Genomic DNA, 14,680 nt, shown 5'->3' on the forward strand with positions numbered 1-14,680 from the left:
CATCACTGTGACGCGGAACGCCCGCCGCGGCGCCGGCCGGTGAGCCGGCGCCCCGGGCAGGAGCGTTCAGCCGGTGACCTGGTAGGCGGTCGTGGCCTGTTGGTAGATCTCGTCGACCTTGTCGCGCTGACTGTCCGGGCCGATGACCTGGATGATGTGGTACCGGCCACCGACGATCATGGCCAGATTCCGTACGAAGACATCCCGCCCGCTGCTGTCCTGCCAGGTGAACTGCCCCTCCGCCATGGCCTGCCGGCCCACGTCTATCCGGCGCACGCCGGTGGACGTGGCCCAGGACGAGTCGCGGAAGGGCTGGAGCTCCCGCTCCGTGTCGCGCTGGTAGGCCAGCGGATCGTCGCCGTTGTCCGCCACGCTGTCCCGGCCCGGGACGACGATCAGGGTGAAGTCGCCGCCCTCGTAGCGGACTTGGCCGCTGTCGTTGATGGGCCGCCGCTGCCAGTCCTTGTCGACCCCGATCCGGAAGCCCTCGGAGTCCGTGCGCAGGGCGTATCCGTCGGCGAGATCGACGGCGGAACCGGACGTCGGCGGGACGGACGTCCCGGTGTCCGAGGGAGGGGGCTCCTCCTCGGCCGGACCCTGGTCGTCCGGAGCCTGGTCGTCCGGAGCCTGGTCGTCCGGGACCTGCGGCGCGGAGGACGCGCCGGGGGTCGCCTCGCCGACGCTCTGCCCCTGCCCCGTACCGGACTTGGGCATGAACATCACGGCATACACGACGGCGGCCACGAGCAGGACCAGTATCAGCACCAGGAGCGTACGGCCCAGGGAACGGGGGCCACGGCCGCCGCTCCTCCCCTCCCGCTCATGGCGCTCGTACCGCTCGGACCTGTCCGACCGGCGCTCCAGCCGGTCCAGCCGCTCGTCGTACGGCTCGTCGGGCTCGTGTGCCTGCGGGTGCGCGGGCGGACGGGGCTGCTGGTACTGAGCCTCGGGCCGCTGCTCGTACGGATACGGCCGCTGGTCGTCCGGACCGCCCCTGCCGCCCTTCTCCTTGCGTTCCTTGCCCTTCTTGTGGCGGTGGCGTCCCGCGTCGCCCTTGCGTCCACGGCGCCTGCGCACCAGCTCACCGCGCCGGCGCACTATGGGCAGCCGAGTCTCGTCCGCCGGTACCGGTACGACGTCCACCCCGGCCTCCGGCTCGGGCGCCGACCGGATGAGCGAACGCAGCCAGCCGCGCAGCTCCTCGAAGTCCGGCCGTTCGGTGGGATCCTGACGCAGCAGCGACTCTACGACGGGGCGCAGCGGGCCGCACTCCTCGGCGAAGGCGGGCGGCTCGGCGCAGACGAGCTGGACCAGCTCGACGGCGCTCTCCTCGGGGTACGGGGCGTGCCCCTGCACCGCGCGGTACAGCAGCGCGCCGAGCGCCCACAGGTCGGTGGCGGGGCCGATGGGCGGCGCGAGCTGCCAGTTCTCGTGCACGGGGCCCGCCTGCTCGGGGGCCCAGCGCTCCGTGACCGCGCCGACGACCGCGATCCGCGCCTGCCGCGCGCGCTCCGCGGCGAGCGGGGTGGCGGGGCCGCGGTAGGCGGGCACGGACCCGCTCGCCACGATGTCGTCCCACCGCCCGGCGCCCGCGCTCCGGGCCGCCACGGCGGGCAGCCGGGCGGTCTCCCGCTGGGCGTCGGCGCGCAGCGCGTCGCTCGCACCGCCCGACGGCCAGCCGCCGCCACCGCTGCCGGGCCCGGAGTACGGGGAGTCCCCGCCCCGGGCCCTGACGACCTCACCGCCCCCCGGGGTCCCGGCCGGACCGTACGGGCTTCCGCCGGGCGGCAGCGCGGGCGCACCACCGCGCGCGGGCGCCGGGCCGCCCGCGCCGGGCGCTCCGGTCTGCTTCCGGCCGCCGCCGGGCGCGCTGCCCGCGCCGCCCGCACCACCTGGGCCGCCCGGACCGCTTGTACCGCCCACGCCGCTCGCGCCACCGGTGCCCGTACCGCCCGTGCCGCTCTCCCCGACGGGGATGCCGGACGTACCGCCCGCGAAGGGGCCCGCCGAGTCCGGGCCGTACGGGCTCCCGCCCGCCGGGACGGAGCCGGAGGCGTCGTTCCAGGGGGCCGGGCCGTCGCGCCAGGTGCCGGCCAGTTCGGCGCGGCGGGGCGTCCGCGGGTCGTCGTCCTCGTCGGCGTCCGTCTCCTCGGACGCGCGGGGCTGGGCCCACCAGTCGGGATCGGGGCTGGCGCCCTGCGGCGGGTCCTGCGGGCCCGTACCGCCGGGGGACTCGGGCAGCGGCGGCACCACGGGCCCGCCCTGTCCGGCGGCGCGCTGGTCCTCGCTGGCGCGCGCGGCGGCGCGTGCTCCCGCGCGGTACGCCGCGATGGCACCGGCGCGCGCGGCCCTGATGTCCCCGGAGGCCGTCCCGCCGGGCAGCGCGGCGCGTCCGCCGTACGGCGCGGGAATCCCCGGTGTACCGGTGTGCGGACGCGGCATCGCGCCGGACGTACCGGACGAGGTGCCGTCGTCGTACGGGCTCTCGGCGGTCCGGCCGGTGCCCAGCGCGGCACGGCCCGGCGCTCCGGGCACCCCCGCGGTCGGCCCGGGGTCGTACGGCAGCCCGGGTGTCTCACGTCCCGCCGGCGCCTCCGGCTGCGCCGCGAACCCCTCTCGCTGTCCGAGCTGTCCGGCGGCGCCAAACCCGGGGTCGGCGCCGAGCCGGTGCGTACCGGAGGTCTCGTCGGTGCCCAACTGCCGCTCGGCGCCCGGCCGCCCGTCGGAGCCCAGCTCCCTCTCGTGTGCCGGCTGCTCGTCGGACCCGCGCTGCTCCGGGGGCTCGGGGACCGGCGCGTATCCGCACAGTGCCTCTTCCGCCGCGCCCGCCGCGAGCCCGGTCAGCACGACCCGGCCGTCGTCGCAGACGAGCACCGTACGGACCGTGATGTTGCGGTGGGTCCAGCCGTGCGCGTGCAGCACCCGCACGGCGGTGAGCACATCGGAGGCGATCTCCGCCGCCCGGAACGGATTGAGCGGCTTCTCGGCGAGCAGCGCGGCCAGCGGTCTGGCGGCGACGAGTTCACTGACTATCCACAGCGAGCCGCCGTCCGCGAACACGTCGAAGACCTGGTCGAGCCGGGGGTGGTCGGGGATCTGCGCGGCGCTCTGCGCGGCCTCTATGGCCCGCCGCACCGCCGGGTCGGTGGCCTTGCGCGGCGCGCGCCCGGGGACACGCCGGGGCGCGGCGGCCCCTTCCGCGTCGACGACCTCCGCCTCCACGACCTCCGGCAACGGCACCTGTCTGACGAGGACTTCCTGCCCGCTGTACGTGTCGAACGCCCGGGTCTCGACGAGTTCGTACTCGTCGGACGGCGGCAACGGCAGGCGATAGCGGTCGGCCAGCACCCGCCCCGCGTAGTCGTCCACAACGCCTCCCCACACACACGCCGTCTCCCGGTCCCGGAGACTCGCGAAACCGCCAATTCCGGTCGTTTACCGGCTCATTGTGGATGCGTACGGTTCGCCGCCTCTCACGATACGTGGCGGCAGCCCAACATGCCGCAGGGTCGGGGCAACCCGGTGCGGAACGTTTACATCCGTGGCGCGGAGCCGATCACCCGGCGGCTGGAATCCTCCGGTCCGGTCAGCCCTTCGGCTTGAATGTGGCGAACGCCGTCTCGCGCAGCGTCCTGCACTCCGTCGCGTCCCACTCGGCCGCCGGGCAACTGACCATGATCGAATAGCCGCGCTTGGCGTCGATCTTGAAGCCTCGGTTGAGGATCCTGATCCGCTGGCCGCTCTGGTCGCGCTCGAACGACCAGTCGGCGACGGTCGGATAGCCGTTGTAGTCGACCTTCTTGATACCGAGGAGCTTGTAGTTGCTGCTGCTGCCGCTGACGGCCGACTGAAGCCCCTGCCAGGCGGCCACCGCGTCGTCGGTCGGGCTGCTGTTGAAGTCGACCTGCACACGCGGGAATCCGCCGTCGGCGCTGTAGATACCACCGGAGTTCTGCCCGGCTATGCCCGTTCGGTGGAATCCCTTGGGCATCGCCATCGAGAACCGGAACCGGCCGTCGGTCACCGTGGAGTACCCCGCGGGCAGCGCGTCTCCCCCGGCCTCCTTACCGCCGGAACCACCGGAGCCGTCCGACGGGCCGGAGCCGGACCCGGACCCGGAATCGGAATCGGAATCGTCGGACTCCTGCCCCGCCGAGGCCGCCGGGTCCCCCTGGCCCTCGCCGTCGGTGCTCGTGCCCGGCTCCGGGCTCTGTCCCTGGTCCCCGCCCTTGGCGTTGTCGTCGGCGGAGCCGGCCGACGAGGCCGTGGTGTCCTCGCCCTGCCCCGACGCCTCGCCGCCGCCCCCGTTCAGAGCGACGATCAGGACCGTGGAGACCAGGGCCAGCGCCGCCACGATCGCGATGATCACCAGCGTGCGCCGGGGCACCACATCGGTGAGCGAGGCACGCGGCGGGGCGGGCCGCGCCGGCTGGACCGGCTCGGACCGCTGCCCGGCCCCGGACGTGGACGTGGCCCCGGTGGCGTTCCGTACGGAGCGCAGCGCACCGCGTACCCGGTCCCCACCCGTGTCACCGGCCGAGGCGGCCGCCGCACGCGCGGACGTGTCCTCGGAGGGCAGGGGCGGCAGCGGTACGACCCGGGTGGCGTCGGGGGCCGGCTCGGCCCCGCCCGGCGGCTGTTCGGGCGCGTCGATGATGGCGTTGAGGAGCGCCCGCGCGCCCGCGTCGTCGAGGCGCTGCGCCGGATCCTTGGCGAGCAGCCCGTAGATGACCTCCTCCAGCGGGCCCGCGTTCTTGGGCGGGTCGAGCGGTTCGGTCATCACGGCGGTCAGGGTGGCGATGGCGGAGCCCTTGTCGTACGGCGGGCAGCCCTCCACCGACGCGTAGAGCAGACCGCCGAGCGACCAGAGGTCGGCGGCGGGCCCCGGCTTGTGACCGCGGGCGCGCTCCGGCGAGATGTACGAGGGGGCGCCGACGAGCATGCCGGTCGAGGTGACCGACGGATCGCCCTCGACCTGGGCGATGCCGAAGTCCGTGAGCACCACGCGCCCGTCCTCGGCGATCAGCACGTTGGACGGCTTCACATCGCGGTGCAGGATGCCCTCGCGGTGCGCCGAGCGCAGCACGTCGAGGATCGCGAGCCCCACCTCGGCGGCGCGCCTCGGGGTCAGGGTGCCGTCCTCGCGGACCGCCTCGGCCAGCGACTTGCCCTCGATCAGCTCCATGACGATCCACGGCCGGTCGTCCTCGTCGACGACGTCGTACACCGTGACCGCGCCGTTGTTGCGGATCCGGGCGATCGCCTTGGCCTCGCGCAGGGTGCGCGTGATGAGCCGGCGCTTCTCGTCTTCGTCGATGCTGGAGGGGAAGCGCAGTTCCTTCACGGCGACCGTACGGCCGAGCGTCTCGTCGAGCGCCCGCCAGACCGTCCCCATACCGCCGCGGCCGAGCACCGCGCCCAGCCGGTACCTGCCCGCGAGGAGGCGCCCTTCCGGGCTGCCGACGGCGTCGGCGCTCTTCTCCTCGTCCCGCTGAGGCTCCTGCGCCGTGTCCCGCGACTGCTTCGACTCCGACATGCGTCCCCTCTGCGATCCCTGATCCTGGCCCGCGACCACCGGCCGCCCGCGCGGTGCCGTAACGCGCCCTGACAGAGCCTTCATTGTCCCTCACTCCGGGACCGTCACTGCTCCCGGGGCCCGAGTCCATCATGGCCTTGTTCGGACTTGACACAAATGTGCTGCGTGCCGCGTGTGCCTCAGGGGGCTGAAGTGAGTGAAGTTACAGCGAAAGCCGACAGCCGCCCCGCCCTCGTCAAGTCGGCGGGCCACCACGGCACAAGAGCCCCGAACCACCGGAGAACCGAGCACCGGGCCCCGGGACATCGCGCCACCGCGCCACCGCGCCACCGGGCCACCGGGCACAGGCGACAGGCGACAGGCGACCGAGCCACCCCGGCACCAGTCGCCGCGCACACGCGTCCTGGCGCACCCGCGTCGCGCCGGCCCCGGCGCCGGAGCCCCGGCGCCGGAGCCCCGTCGCGCGTCCCGCCCCGTCCCCGTCCCGCCCCGTCACGGTGGGCGTCACGGCCGTCAGATCGCCACGATGTCCGGCGCCCCGAGCCGCGCCGCGTCCGCCGTCTGGTCGTCCGGCTGCCGCTGCGACTCCCGCTCCGCCTCCACCCGCTTCTCGTAGTACTCCACCTCGCGCTCGATCTGGTCCTTGTCCCAGCCGAGCACCGGCGCCATCAGCTCCGCGCACTCCCGCGCGCTGCGCGTGCCCCGGTCGAAGGTCTCGATCGAGATCCGGGTCCGCCGGGTGAGCACATCCTCAAGATGGCGTGCCCCTTCGTGCGAGGCCGCGTAGACCACCTCGGCGCGCAGATAGTCGTCCGCCGCCGCCAGCGGCTCCCCCAGACCGGGATCGGCGGCGATCATCTCCAACAGCTCCTCGACCAGGGTCCCGTACCGGTTCAACAGGTGCTCGACCCGCGCCACATGGATGCCGGTGCGCGCGGCCATCCTCGCTCGCGCGTTCCACAGGGCGTGATATCCCTCGGCGCCGAGCAGCGGCACATCCTCCGTGACGCACTCCGCCACGCGCTGGTCGAGGCCGTGCACCGCCTCGTCCACCGCGTCCTTGGCCATCACCCGGTACGTCGTGTACTTGCCGCCGGCGACCACCACCATGCCGGGCACCGGATGCGCGACCGTGTGCTCGCGGGAGAGCTTGCTGGTCGCGTCCGACTCCCCGGCGAGCAGCGGGCGCAGCCCCGCGTACACCCCCTGGACGTCGTCCCGTGTCAGCGGGACGGACAGCACCTCGTTCACCCGCTCCAGCAGATAGTCGATATCGGCGCTGGAGGCCGCGGGATGGGCCTTGTCCAGATCCCAGTCGGTGTCGGTGGTGCCGACGATCCAGTGGCGTCCCCAGGGGATGACGAACAGGACCGATTTCTCCGTCCGCAGGATCAGCCCGGTCGTGGAGTGGATCCGGTCCTTGGGCACGACGAGATGGATGCCCTTGGAGGCCCGGACATGGAACTGTCCGCGCTCACCGATCAGCGCCTGGGTGTCGTCCGTCCACACTCCGGAGGCGTTGACGATCTGCTTGGCCCTGATCTCGTACTCCCCGCCGGCCTCCACGTCCTGCACACGGGCGCCGACGACCCGCTCGCCCTCCCGCAGAAAGCCCACCACCCGTGCCCCGGCCGCCACATGGGCGCCGTATGTCGCCGCCGTACGGACCAGGGTCGCCACATAGCGCGCGTCGTCCATCTGCGCGTCGTAATACTGCAACGCGCCCACCAGCGTGTCCTTCTTCAGGCAGGGCGCCACCCGCAGCGCGTGCCGGCGGGAGAGATGGCGGTGGACGGGCAGCCCCCGGCCGTGCCCCGACGACACCGACATCGCGTCGTACAGCGCGACGCCCGAGCCCGCGTAGAGCCGCTCCCACCCCTTGTGCCGCAGGGGATACAGGAAGGGCACCGGCTTGACGAGATGGGGCGCCAGCTTCTCCAGCAGCAGTCCCCGCTCCTTGAGTGCCTCCCGCACGAGCGCGAAGTCGAGCATCTCCAGATAGCGCAGACCGCCGTGGATCAGCTTGCTCGAACGGCTCGACGTGCCGGCCGCCCAGTCGCGCGCCTCGACGAGTCCGGTCGACAGTCCCCGGGTCACGGCGTCGAGGGCGGTCCCGGCTCCGACCACACCCGCGCCCACGACCAGTACGTCCAGTTCACGCTCGGCCATCGCCGCGAGCGCCCGCACGCGCTCGGCCGGTCCCAGTGTCGCTGTCCTCACCGCTGCCTCCCGTCGTCCCCCGTCTGGTCGGGCTCACATCATCGATTCTGTCCGCACGGCACGACTTCAGCCACCGGCTGTGGATAACGCCGGTCACACCTGGGGTGACGAGGAGACGGCCAGGCGGGAGAAACCGAACATGCCCGGCCGCGCAATACCGCATAACGGTCATATTTAACCCTAGTCTGACATTGCGCTTCCCCATTCTGTCCACCGGGCTTGCGCTCACTGTCCACCTCGGCTAAGGGAAGGACGGCCACCACCGTGCCCGCAGATCTCGCCGTCATCGGACTCGGCCACCTCGGCCTGCCCCTCGCCCAGGCCGCCGTGGCCGCCGGCGTCGACACCATCGGCTACGACACCGACCCGTGGCCCGTCGCCGAGCTGGCCGCGGGGCACCCCCCGGTCGAGGGCTCGCTCACCGCCTCGGAGATCCGCCGGATGCTCTCGGGGGGCTTCCGGCCGACCACCAACCCGACCGAGCTGGGCCGGGTCCGTACCGCCGTCATCTGCGCCCCCACCCCCCTCGGCCCCGACCGCACCCCCGATCTCGGCGCGGTCGGCGAGGCGGCCCGCGCGCTGGCCGCCCGGCTGCGCCCGCACACCACCGTGCTGCTGGAGTCGCCCGCCGCGCCCGGCACCACGGAGGGCTTCCTCCGCACCATCCTGGAAGAGGGCTCGGGCCTGCGCGCCGGCCGCGACTTCCATCTCGCGTACTCCCCCGGCCGGCTCGACCCCGGCAACCGCACCCACGGCTTCGCCAACACCCCCAAGGTGATCGGCGGTCTCACCCCCGCCTGCACCGAATCGGCCGCCGCCTTCTACGGACGGCTGACCGAGAAGGTCGTACGCGCGCGCGGTCCGCGCGAGGCGGAGACCGTCAAGCTCCTCGAAACCAGCTTCCGGCACGTCAACATCGCGCTCGCCAACGAGATGGCGGTGCTCTGCCACGAACTCGATGTGGACCTCTGGGACGTGATCCGCTGCGCCGAGACCAAGCCCTTCGGCTTCCAGGCCTTCCGGCCGGGCCCCGGCGTGGGCGGCCACGGCGTACCGATGGACCCCAGCTATCTGCCGCACGCGGGCCGCACCCCCGGCCATCCGCTGCGCATGGTCGGTCTCGCCCAGGAGATCAACACGCGCATGCCGCAGTACGTCATCCAGCGCTGCGCCACGCTGCTCAACGAGCACGGCAAGTCCGCGCGCGGCGCACGGGTCCTGCTCCTCGGTGTGACCTACAAGCAGGACCTCGCCGACCAGCAGCGCTCACCGGCCACGGAGATCGCCTGCCGGCTGATGGACCTGGGCGCGACGGTCAGTTACCACGATCCCTATGTGCCCGACTGGCGGGTGCGCCAGGTGCCCGTCCCGCGCGCGGACTCGCTCTACGACGACGCCGCCGCCGCCGATCTGACGGTGCTGCTCCAGCACCACCGTACGTACGACCTCCAGGGCCTGGCGGTGAAGGCGCAACTCCTGCTGGACACACGGGGGGCGAGCCCGGCGGGCACCGCGTACCGGTTGTGAGACAGGCACGTCCGAGGGGGCCGGACAGCCTCGGCCGTCCGACCCCCCACAGCGACACCCTGCCCCCACAGCCACACCCGCCGCCCGCGGCGGTATCCGGCCCGGGAGCCGCCCGCGTCAGCGGCGGTGCTGCGAGTCCGCCACCGTCACCTCGACCCGCTGGAACTCCTTGAGTTCGCTGTACCCCGTCGTCGCCATCGCCCTCCTCAGCGCGCCGAAGAAGTTCATCGAGCCGTCCGGGATGTGCGAAGGCCCGGTCAGAACCTCCTCCGTCGTCCCGACGATGCCCAGATCCACCAGCTTGCCGCGCGGCACGTCCTCGTGGACCGCCTCCATGCCCCAGTGGTGCCCCTTGCCCGGCGCGTCCGACGCCCGCGCCAGCGGGGAGCCGATCATCACCGCGTCCGCGCCGCACGCGATCGCCTTGGGCAGATCGCCGGACCAGCCGACCCCGCCGTCCGCGATCACATGGACGTACCGGCCGCCGGACTCGTCCATGTAGTCCCGGCGGGCCGCCGCGACATCCGCGACCGCCGTGGCCATCGGGACCTGGATGCCCAGCACATTGCGCGTGGTGTGCGCGGCGCCGCCGCCGAAGCCGACCAGCACGCCCGCCGCGCCCGTACGCATGAGATGCAGCGCCGCCGTGTACGTGGCACAGCCGCCGACGATGACCGGCACGTCCAGCTCGTAGATGAACTGCTTCAGGTTCAGCGGCTCGGCGGCTCCGGAGACATGCTCGGCGGAGACCGTCGTCCCCCGGATGACGAAGATGTCGACCCCGGCGTCCACCACGGCCTTGGAGAACTGCGCGGTGCGCTGCGGCGAGAGCGCGGCGGCCGTGACCACGCCCGAGTCCCGCACCTCCTTGATGCGCTGCCCGATCAGCTCTTCCTTGATCGGCTCGGCGTAGATCTCCTGGAGCCTGCGGTTGGCGCTCGGCCCGTCGAGACCGGCGATCTCGTCGAGCAGCGGCGCCGGGTCCTCGTACCGGGTCCACAGGCCTTCCAGGTTGAGCACCCCCAGACCGCCCATCTCCCCGATCCGGATCGCGGTCGACGGGGAGACGACCGAGTCCATCGGAGCCGCCAGGAGCGGCAGCTCGAACCGGTAGGCGTCGATCTGCCAGGTGATCGAGACCTCCTTCGGGTCCCGGGTGCGCCGGCTCGGGACGACGGCGATGTCGTCGAAGGCGTACGCCCTGCGGCCGCGCTTGCCGCGCCCGATCTCGATCTCAGTCACGATGTGTGGCCTTTCCCTCTACGTCTGCGTTTTCCAGTATCGCCGACACCTCTCGCACATCCCTGAGGGGCGGTCCCGTACTCCCGGGGCCGCCCCTCATGGGCACACACGCTCAGTGCTCGGTCAGCTCCTGGTGTAGTTCGGCGCCTCGACCGTCATCTGGATGTCGTGCGGGTGGCTCTCCTTGAGCCCCGCCGAGGTGATCCGTACGAACCGGCCGCGCTCCTGGAGCTCGGGCACCGTGCGCCCGCCGACATAGAACATCGACTGGCGCAGTCCGCCGGTGAGCTGGTGGACGACCGCGGAGAGCGGGCCGCGGTAGGGCACCTGGCCCTCGATGCCCTCGGGCACCAGCTTCTCGTCGGAGGCCACGCCCTCCTGGAAATAACGGTCCTTGGAGAACGAACGCTGGTCGCCGCGGGACTGCATCGCGCCCAGCGACCCCATGCCGCGGTACGACTTGAACTGCTTGCCGTTGATGAAGAGCAGCTCGCCCGGCGACTCCTCGCACCCGGCGAGCAGCGAGCCCAGCATCACCGTGTCCGCGCCCGCGACCAGGGCCTTGGCGATGTCGCCGCTGTACTGGAGACCGCCGTCGCCGATGACCGGGACCCCGGCCTCCTTCGCGGCGAGCGAGGCCTCGTAGATCGCGGTGACCTGCGGCACGCCGATACCGGCGACCACCCGCGTCGTACAGATGGAGCCCGGTCCGACACCGACCTTGATGCCGTCCGCACCGGAGTCGATCAGCGCCAGCGCGCCCTCACGGGTGGCGATGTTGCCGCCGATGACATCCACCGCGGAGTTGGACTTGATCTTGGCGACCATGTCCCCGACGAGCCGGGAGTGGCCGTGCGCGGTGTCGACGACGATGAAGTCGACACCGGCCTCGACCAGCGCCTGGGCGCGCTCGTACGCGTCGCCCGCGACCCCGACGGCCGCGCCGACGAGCAGCCGGCCGTCCTTGTCCTTGGCCGCGTTCGGGTACTTCTCGGCCTTGACGAAGTCCTTGACCGTGATCAGGCCCTTGAGGACACCGGAGTCGTCGACCAGCGGCAGCTTCTCGATCTTGTGGCGGCGCAGCAGCTCCATGGCGTCCACACCGGAGATGCCGACCTTGCCGGTGACGAGCGGCATCGGGGTCATGACCTCGCGCACCTGGCGCGAGCGGTCCGCCTCGAAGGCCATGTCACGGTTGGTGACGATGCCCAGCAGCTTGCCGCCGCGGTCGGTGACCGGGACACCGCTGATCCGGAACTTGGCACAGAGCTGGTCGGCCTCGGCGAGCGTCGCGTCCGGGTGGACCGTGATCGGGTCGGTGACCATGCCGGACTCCGAACGCTTCACCAGGTCGACCTGGTTGGCCTGGTCGGCGATGGAGAGGTTGCGGTGCAGCACACCCGCGCCCCCCTGCCGCGCCATGGCGATCGCCATCCGGGCCTCGGTGACCTTGTCCATCGCCGCGGAGAGCAGCGGGATGTTCACCCGTACGTTCTTGGAGAGGTACGAGGAGGTGTCGATGGCGTCGGGCGACATGTCGGACGCGCCCGGCAACAGCAGCACGTCGTCGTATGTCAGCCCGAGCGTCGCGAATTTCTCGGGCACTCCGTCGACGTTTGCAGTCATGACACCTTCCCCAAATGGCCTTGATCGGTGCGGATGTCCATGCTAACGGGCTCCGCACGCCTCACATTCCACACCCGGTATACCGATCGGGTCACCCCCGGGCCCTCGGCCGTGGGCGGTGTCACTGCTCCGCCAGCGCCCGCAGCCTGCTCAGCGCGCGGTGCTGGGCGACCCGGACCGCGCCCGGGGACATCCCCAGCATCTGGCCCGTCTCCTCCGCGGTCAGCCCGACCGCGACCCGGAGCACCAGCAGTTCGCGCTGGTTCTCCGGCAGATTGGCGAGCAGTTTCTTGGCCCACTCGGCATCGCTGCTGAGCAGGGCCCGCTCCTCCGGGCCGAGCGAATCGTCCGGCCGCTCGGGCATCTCGTCGGACGGTACGGCCGTGGATCCCGGATGGCGCATGGCGGCCCGCTGGAGATCGGCGACCTTGTGCCCGGCGATGGCGAAGACGAACGCCTCGAAGGGCCTGCCGGTGTCGCGGTACCGCGGCAGGGCCATGAGAACCGCGACACAGACCTCCTGCGCGAGGTCCTCCACGAAGTGCCGCGCGTCGCCCGGCAGCCTGCTCAGGCGCGTACGGCAGTAGCGCAGCGCGAGCGGGTGCACGCGGGCCAGGAGATCGTGCGTGGCCTGTGCGTCGCCGTCGACGGCACGGTGAACGAGCGCACCGATCACCGTGGTCTCGTCATCGCGCATCGGACCATGGTGCCTTGGCGGCTGCTGATCGGTGGCACCGCGTCCGTAGTTGTGCACCGAAGCGTTATGAGCGGGTGCGGCAGAACTCATCCCCTGCGCCCTCCCCTCGCGCTCGTCCGACTCGTCCCCGAGGAACTCCACACCCTCAAGGATGCGGCATCGCGCGGGAAACGGATGCCCGCGGGCGTACGTCGTCCGGTCCCGCCCAGATCCTGCGGCCCCCCGCGCCCCGCCCCGCCCAGGTCCTGTCCGGCTGAACAGGACCCGGCAGCGGACGGGTGGTGAGGACCTGTCGCCTCAGCGGACCAGGCCCCAGCGGAAGCCGAGCGCCACGGCGTGCGCGCGGTCCGAGGCACCGAGCTTCTTGAAGAGCCGCCTGGCGTGGGTCTTGACCGTGTCCTCGGAGAGGAACAGCTCACGGCCGATCTCCGCGTTCGAGCGGCCGTGGCTCATGCCTTCGAGCACCTGGATCTCCCGCGCGGTGAGCGTGGGCGCGGCCCCCATCTCGGCCGAGCGGAGCCGGCGCGGCGCGAGCCGCCAGGTCGGGTCGGCGAGCGCCTGGGTGACGGTCGCACGCAGCTCGGCGCGCGAGGCGTCCTTGTGGAGATAGCCGCGGGCACCGGCGGCGACCGCGAGCGCGACCCCGTCCAGGTCCTCCGCGACCGTGAGCATGATGATCCGGGCCCCGGGGTCGGCCGAGAGCAGTCGGCGGACCGTCTCGACACCGCCCAGGCCGGGCATGCGGACGTCCATCAGGATCAGGTCGGACCGATCGGCGCCCCAGCGGCGGAGGACTTCCTCGCCGTTGGCGGCCGTCGTCACGCGCTCGACGCCGGGCACGGTCGCGACCGCGCGGCGGAGCGCCTCTCGGGCAAGCGGGGAGTCGTCACAGACGAGGACGGATGTCATGACCGTCCTCCGCAGCTGATGCGCGTCACCTTGAGCCTCCAGGCTGGGTACATATCGTCACCTGTGCGATTGACGCGCTCGGACATGTGCCCGAGCGCTCGTTCTCTCAACCGCCTCACACACTCAACGACGGTCACTCGAAAGAGTTACGGGTCGGACGGCGGAGTTCAGCACTCCCTGTGAGGGGTCGGACACAGAGCAGAGCGTCGCAGGTGGGCGGGCGGTTCACACAGAGCTATGCCCCATTTAGCGGCTTTTCTTCACTTTTGCTGGTGTCTGTGGCTAGATTCGCAATGAGTCATATTTACATCTACTTGGATAGTAGATGTACGGTCGTGAGCACCGGTGCGAGTTGCGCGTCGGGCTCGAACCCGGCGTCCACGCGGCCCGCACCCGCCTCAGCACGGTTTCCAAGGGGACATGAGCAATGGCAGATTTCTCCCGCCTTCCCGGACCGAACGCGGATCTGTGGGACTGGCAGCTCCTGGCGGCTTGTCGTGGTGTAGACAGTTCACTCTTCTTCCATCCGGAGGGGGAGAGAGGCGCGGCACGGAGCGCGCGCGAGAACTCGGCGAAAGAGGTGTGCATGCGATGCCCGGTCCGCGCGGAGTGCGCGGCGCACGCGCTCGCGGTACGGGAGCCGTACGGCGTGTGGGGCGGACTGACCGAGGACGAGCGTGAGGAACTGATGGGGCGCGCGCGTACCCGGCTGATCACAGCGTCGACCTCGGCCTCCGCACCGGGGCCGGGCGGCACCCACGGGCACGACGGCCACGACAACGACTGACCCCACGCGCACAGCCGACGCAGAAACGTTCCTGCACCTCCTGCACCTCCCGCGCCTTCCGCACCTCCTGAACTTCTTACTCCCGCAACTCCCGCCACTCCCGCTCCCGCCACCCCCGCTCCCCGCCTCCCGCCCG

Annotated in this window: 9 protein-coding genes; 2 read left to right on the forward strand and 7 right to left on the reverse strand. The window is 72.1% G+C overall.

Annotated features, from left to right (window positions below):
- Positions 1–66 precede the first annotated feature (66 nt).
- The 3 genes from ACFYYH_RS11935 to ACFYYH_RS11945 all read right to left on the reverse strand — a co-directional run bounded on the left by ACFYYH_RS11935 (position 67) and on the right by ACFYYH_RS11945 (position 7,756).
- Positions 67–3,369, reverse strand: coding sequence for a protein kinase (locus tag ACFYYH_RS11935; RefSeq protein ID WP_388549199.1), 3,303 nt, complete (start codon positions 3,367–3,369; stop codon positions 67–69).
- A gap of 217 nt (positions 3,370–3,586) precedes the next feature.
- On the reverse strand, positions 3,587–5,536 hold the full coding sequence (locus ACFYYH_RS11940) for a serine/threonine-protein kinase (protein ID WP_388549200.1): 1,950 nt from the start codon (positions 5,534–5,536) through the stop codon (positions 3,587–3,589).
- A gap of 513 nt (positions 5,537–6,049) precedes the next feature.
- Positions 6,050–7,756, reverse strand: coding sequence for a glycerol-3-phosphate dehydrogenase/oxidase (locus ACFYYH_RS11945; RefSeq protein WP_388549203.1), 1,707 nt, complete (start codon positions 7,754–7,756; stop codon positions 6,050–6,052).
- 264 nt (positions 7,757–8,020) lie between these two features.
- On the opposite strand from ACFYYH_RS11945, the gene ACFYYH_RS11950 reads away from it, so the two are divergent.
- A complete protein-coding gene (locus ACFYYH_RS11950; protein ID WP_388549206.1) occupies positions 8,021–9,283 on the forward strand; it encodes a nucleotide sugar dehydrogenase in 1,263 nt (420 codons plus the stop codon).
- Between the two features lie 117 nt (positions 9,284–9,400).
- Here the strand turns inward: ACFYYH_RS11950 and ACFYYH_RS11955 are convergent, their stop codons facing one another.
- The 4 genes from ACFYYH_RS11955 to ACFYYH_RS11970 form a co-directional block, all read right to left on the reverse strand.
- Positions 9,401–10,525, reverse strand: coding sequence for a GuaB3 family IMP dehydrogenase-related protein (locus tag ACFYYH_RS11955; protein WP_388549209.1), 1,125 nt, complete (start codon positions 10,523–10,525; stop codon positions 9,401–9,403).
- Between the two features lie 123 nt (positions 10,526–10,648).
- Complete coding sequence (gene guaB / locus ACFYYH_RS11960; protein ID WP_388549211.1) at positions 10,649–12,151, reverse strand: IMP dehydrogenase; 1,503 nt, start codon at positions 12,149–12,151, stop codon at positions 10,649–10,651.
- A 121-nt stretch (positions 12,152–12,272) separates the two neighbouring features.
- Positions 12,273–12,848: a sigma-70 family RNA polymerase sigma factor gene (locus tag ACFYYH_RS11965; protein WP_066949642.1), complete on the reverse strand. Its 576-nt coding sequence runs from the start codon at positions 12,846–12,848 to the stop codon at positions 12,273–12,275.
- A gap of 297 nt (positions 12,849–13,145) precedes the next feature.
- Positions 13,146–13,757 (reverse strand): response regulator transcription factor, encoded by a 612-nt coding sequence (locus tag ACFYYH_RS11970; RefSeq protein ID WP_003948568.1) that lies wholly within the window; start codon positions 13,755–13,757, stop codon positions 13,146–13,148.
- A 427-nt stretch (positions 13,758–14,184) separates the two neighbouring features.
- Here ACFYYH_RS11970 and ACFYYH_RS11975 point away from each other — a divergent pair, with 427 nt between their 5' ends.
- Positions 14,185–14,544: a WhiB family transcriptional regulator gene (locus ACFYYH_RS11975; protein WP_388549214.1), complete on the forward strand. Its 360-nt coding sequence runs from the start codon at positions 14,185–14,187 to the stop codon at positions 14,542–14,544.
- The last annotated feature ends 136 nt before the right edge of the window (positions 14,545–14,680 follow it).

The organism is Streptomyces sp. NPDC002018, from assembly GCF_042890865.1.
Classification (GTDB): Bacteria; Actinomycetota; Actinomycetes; order Streptomycetales; family Streptomycetaceae; genus Streptomyces.

Bases quoted from the DNA above. Each gene is read 5' to 3' on its own strand.
- ACFYYH_RS11940 (WP_388549200.1), bottom strand. From the start codon at position 5,536: ATGTCGGAGTCGAAGCAGTCGCGGGACACGGCGCAGGAGCCTCAGCGG.
- guaB (WP_388549211.1), bottom strand. From the start codon at position 12,151: ATGACTGCAAACGTCGACGGAGTGCCCGAGAAATTCGCGACGCTCGGG.
- ACFYYH_RS11965 (WP_066949642.1), bottom strand. From the start codon at position 12,848: ATGCGCGATGACGAGACCACGGTGATCGGTGCGCTCGTTCACCGTGCC.
- ACFYYH_RS11970 (WP_003948568.1), bottom strand. From the start codon at position 13,757: ATGACATCCGTCCTCGTCTGTGACGACTCCCCGCTTGCCCGAGAGGCG.
- ACFYYH_RS11975 (WP_388549214.1), top strand. From the start codon at position 14,185: ATGGCAGATTTCTCCCGCCTTCCCGGACCGAACGCGGATCTGTGGGAC.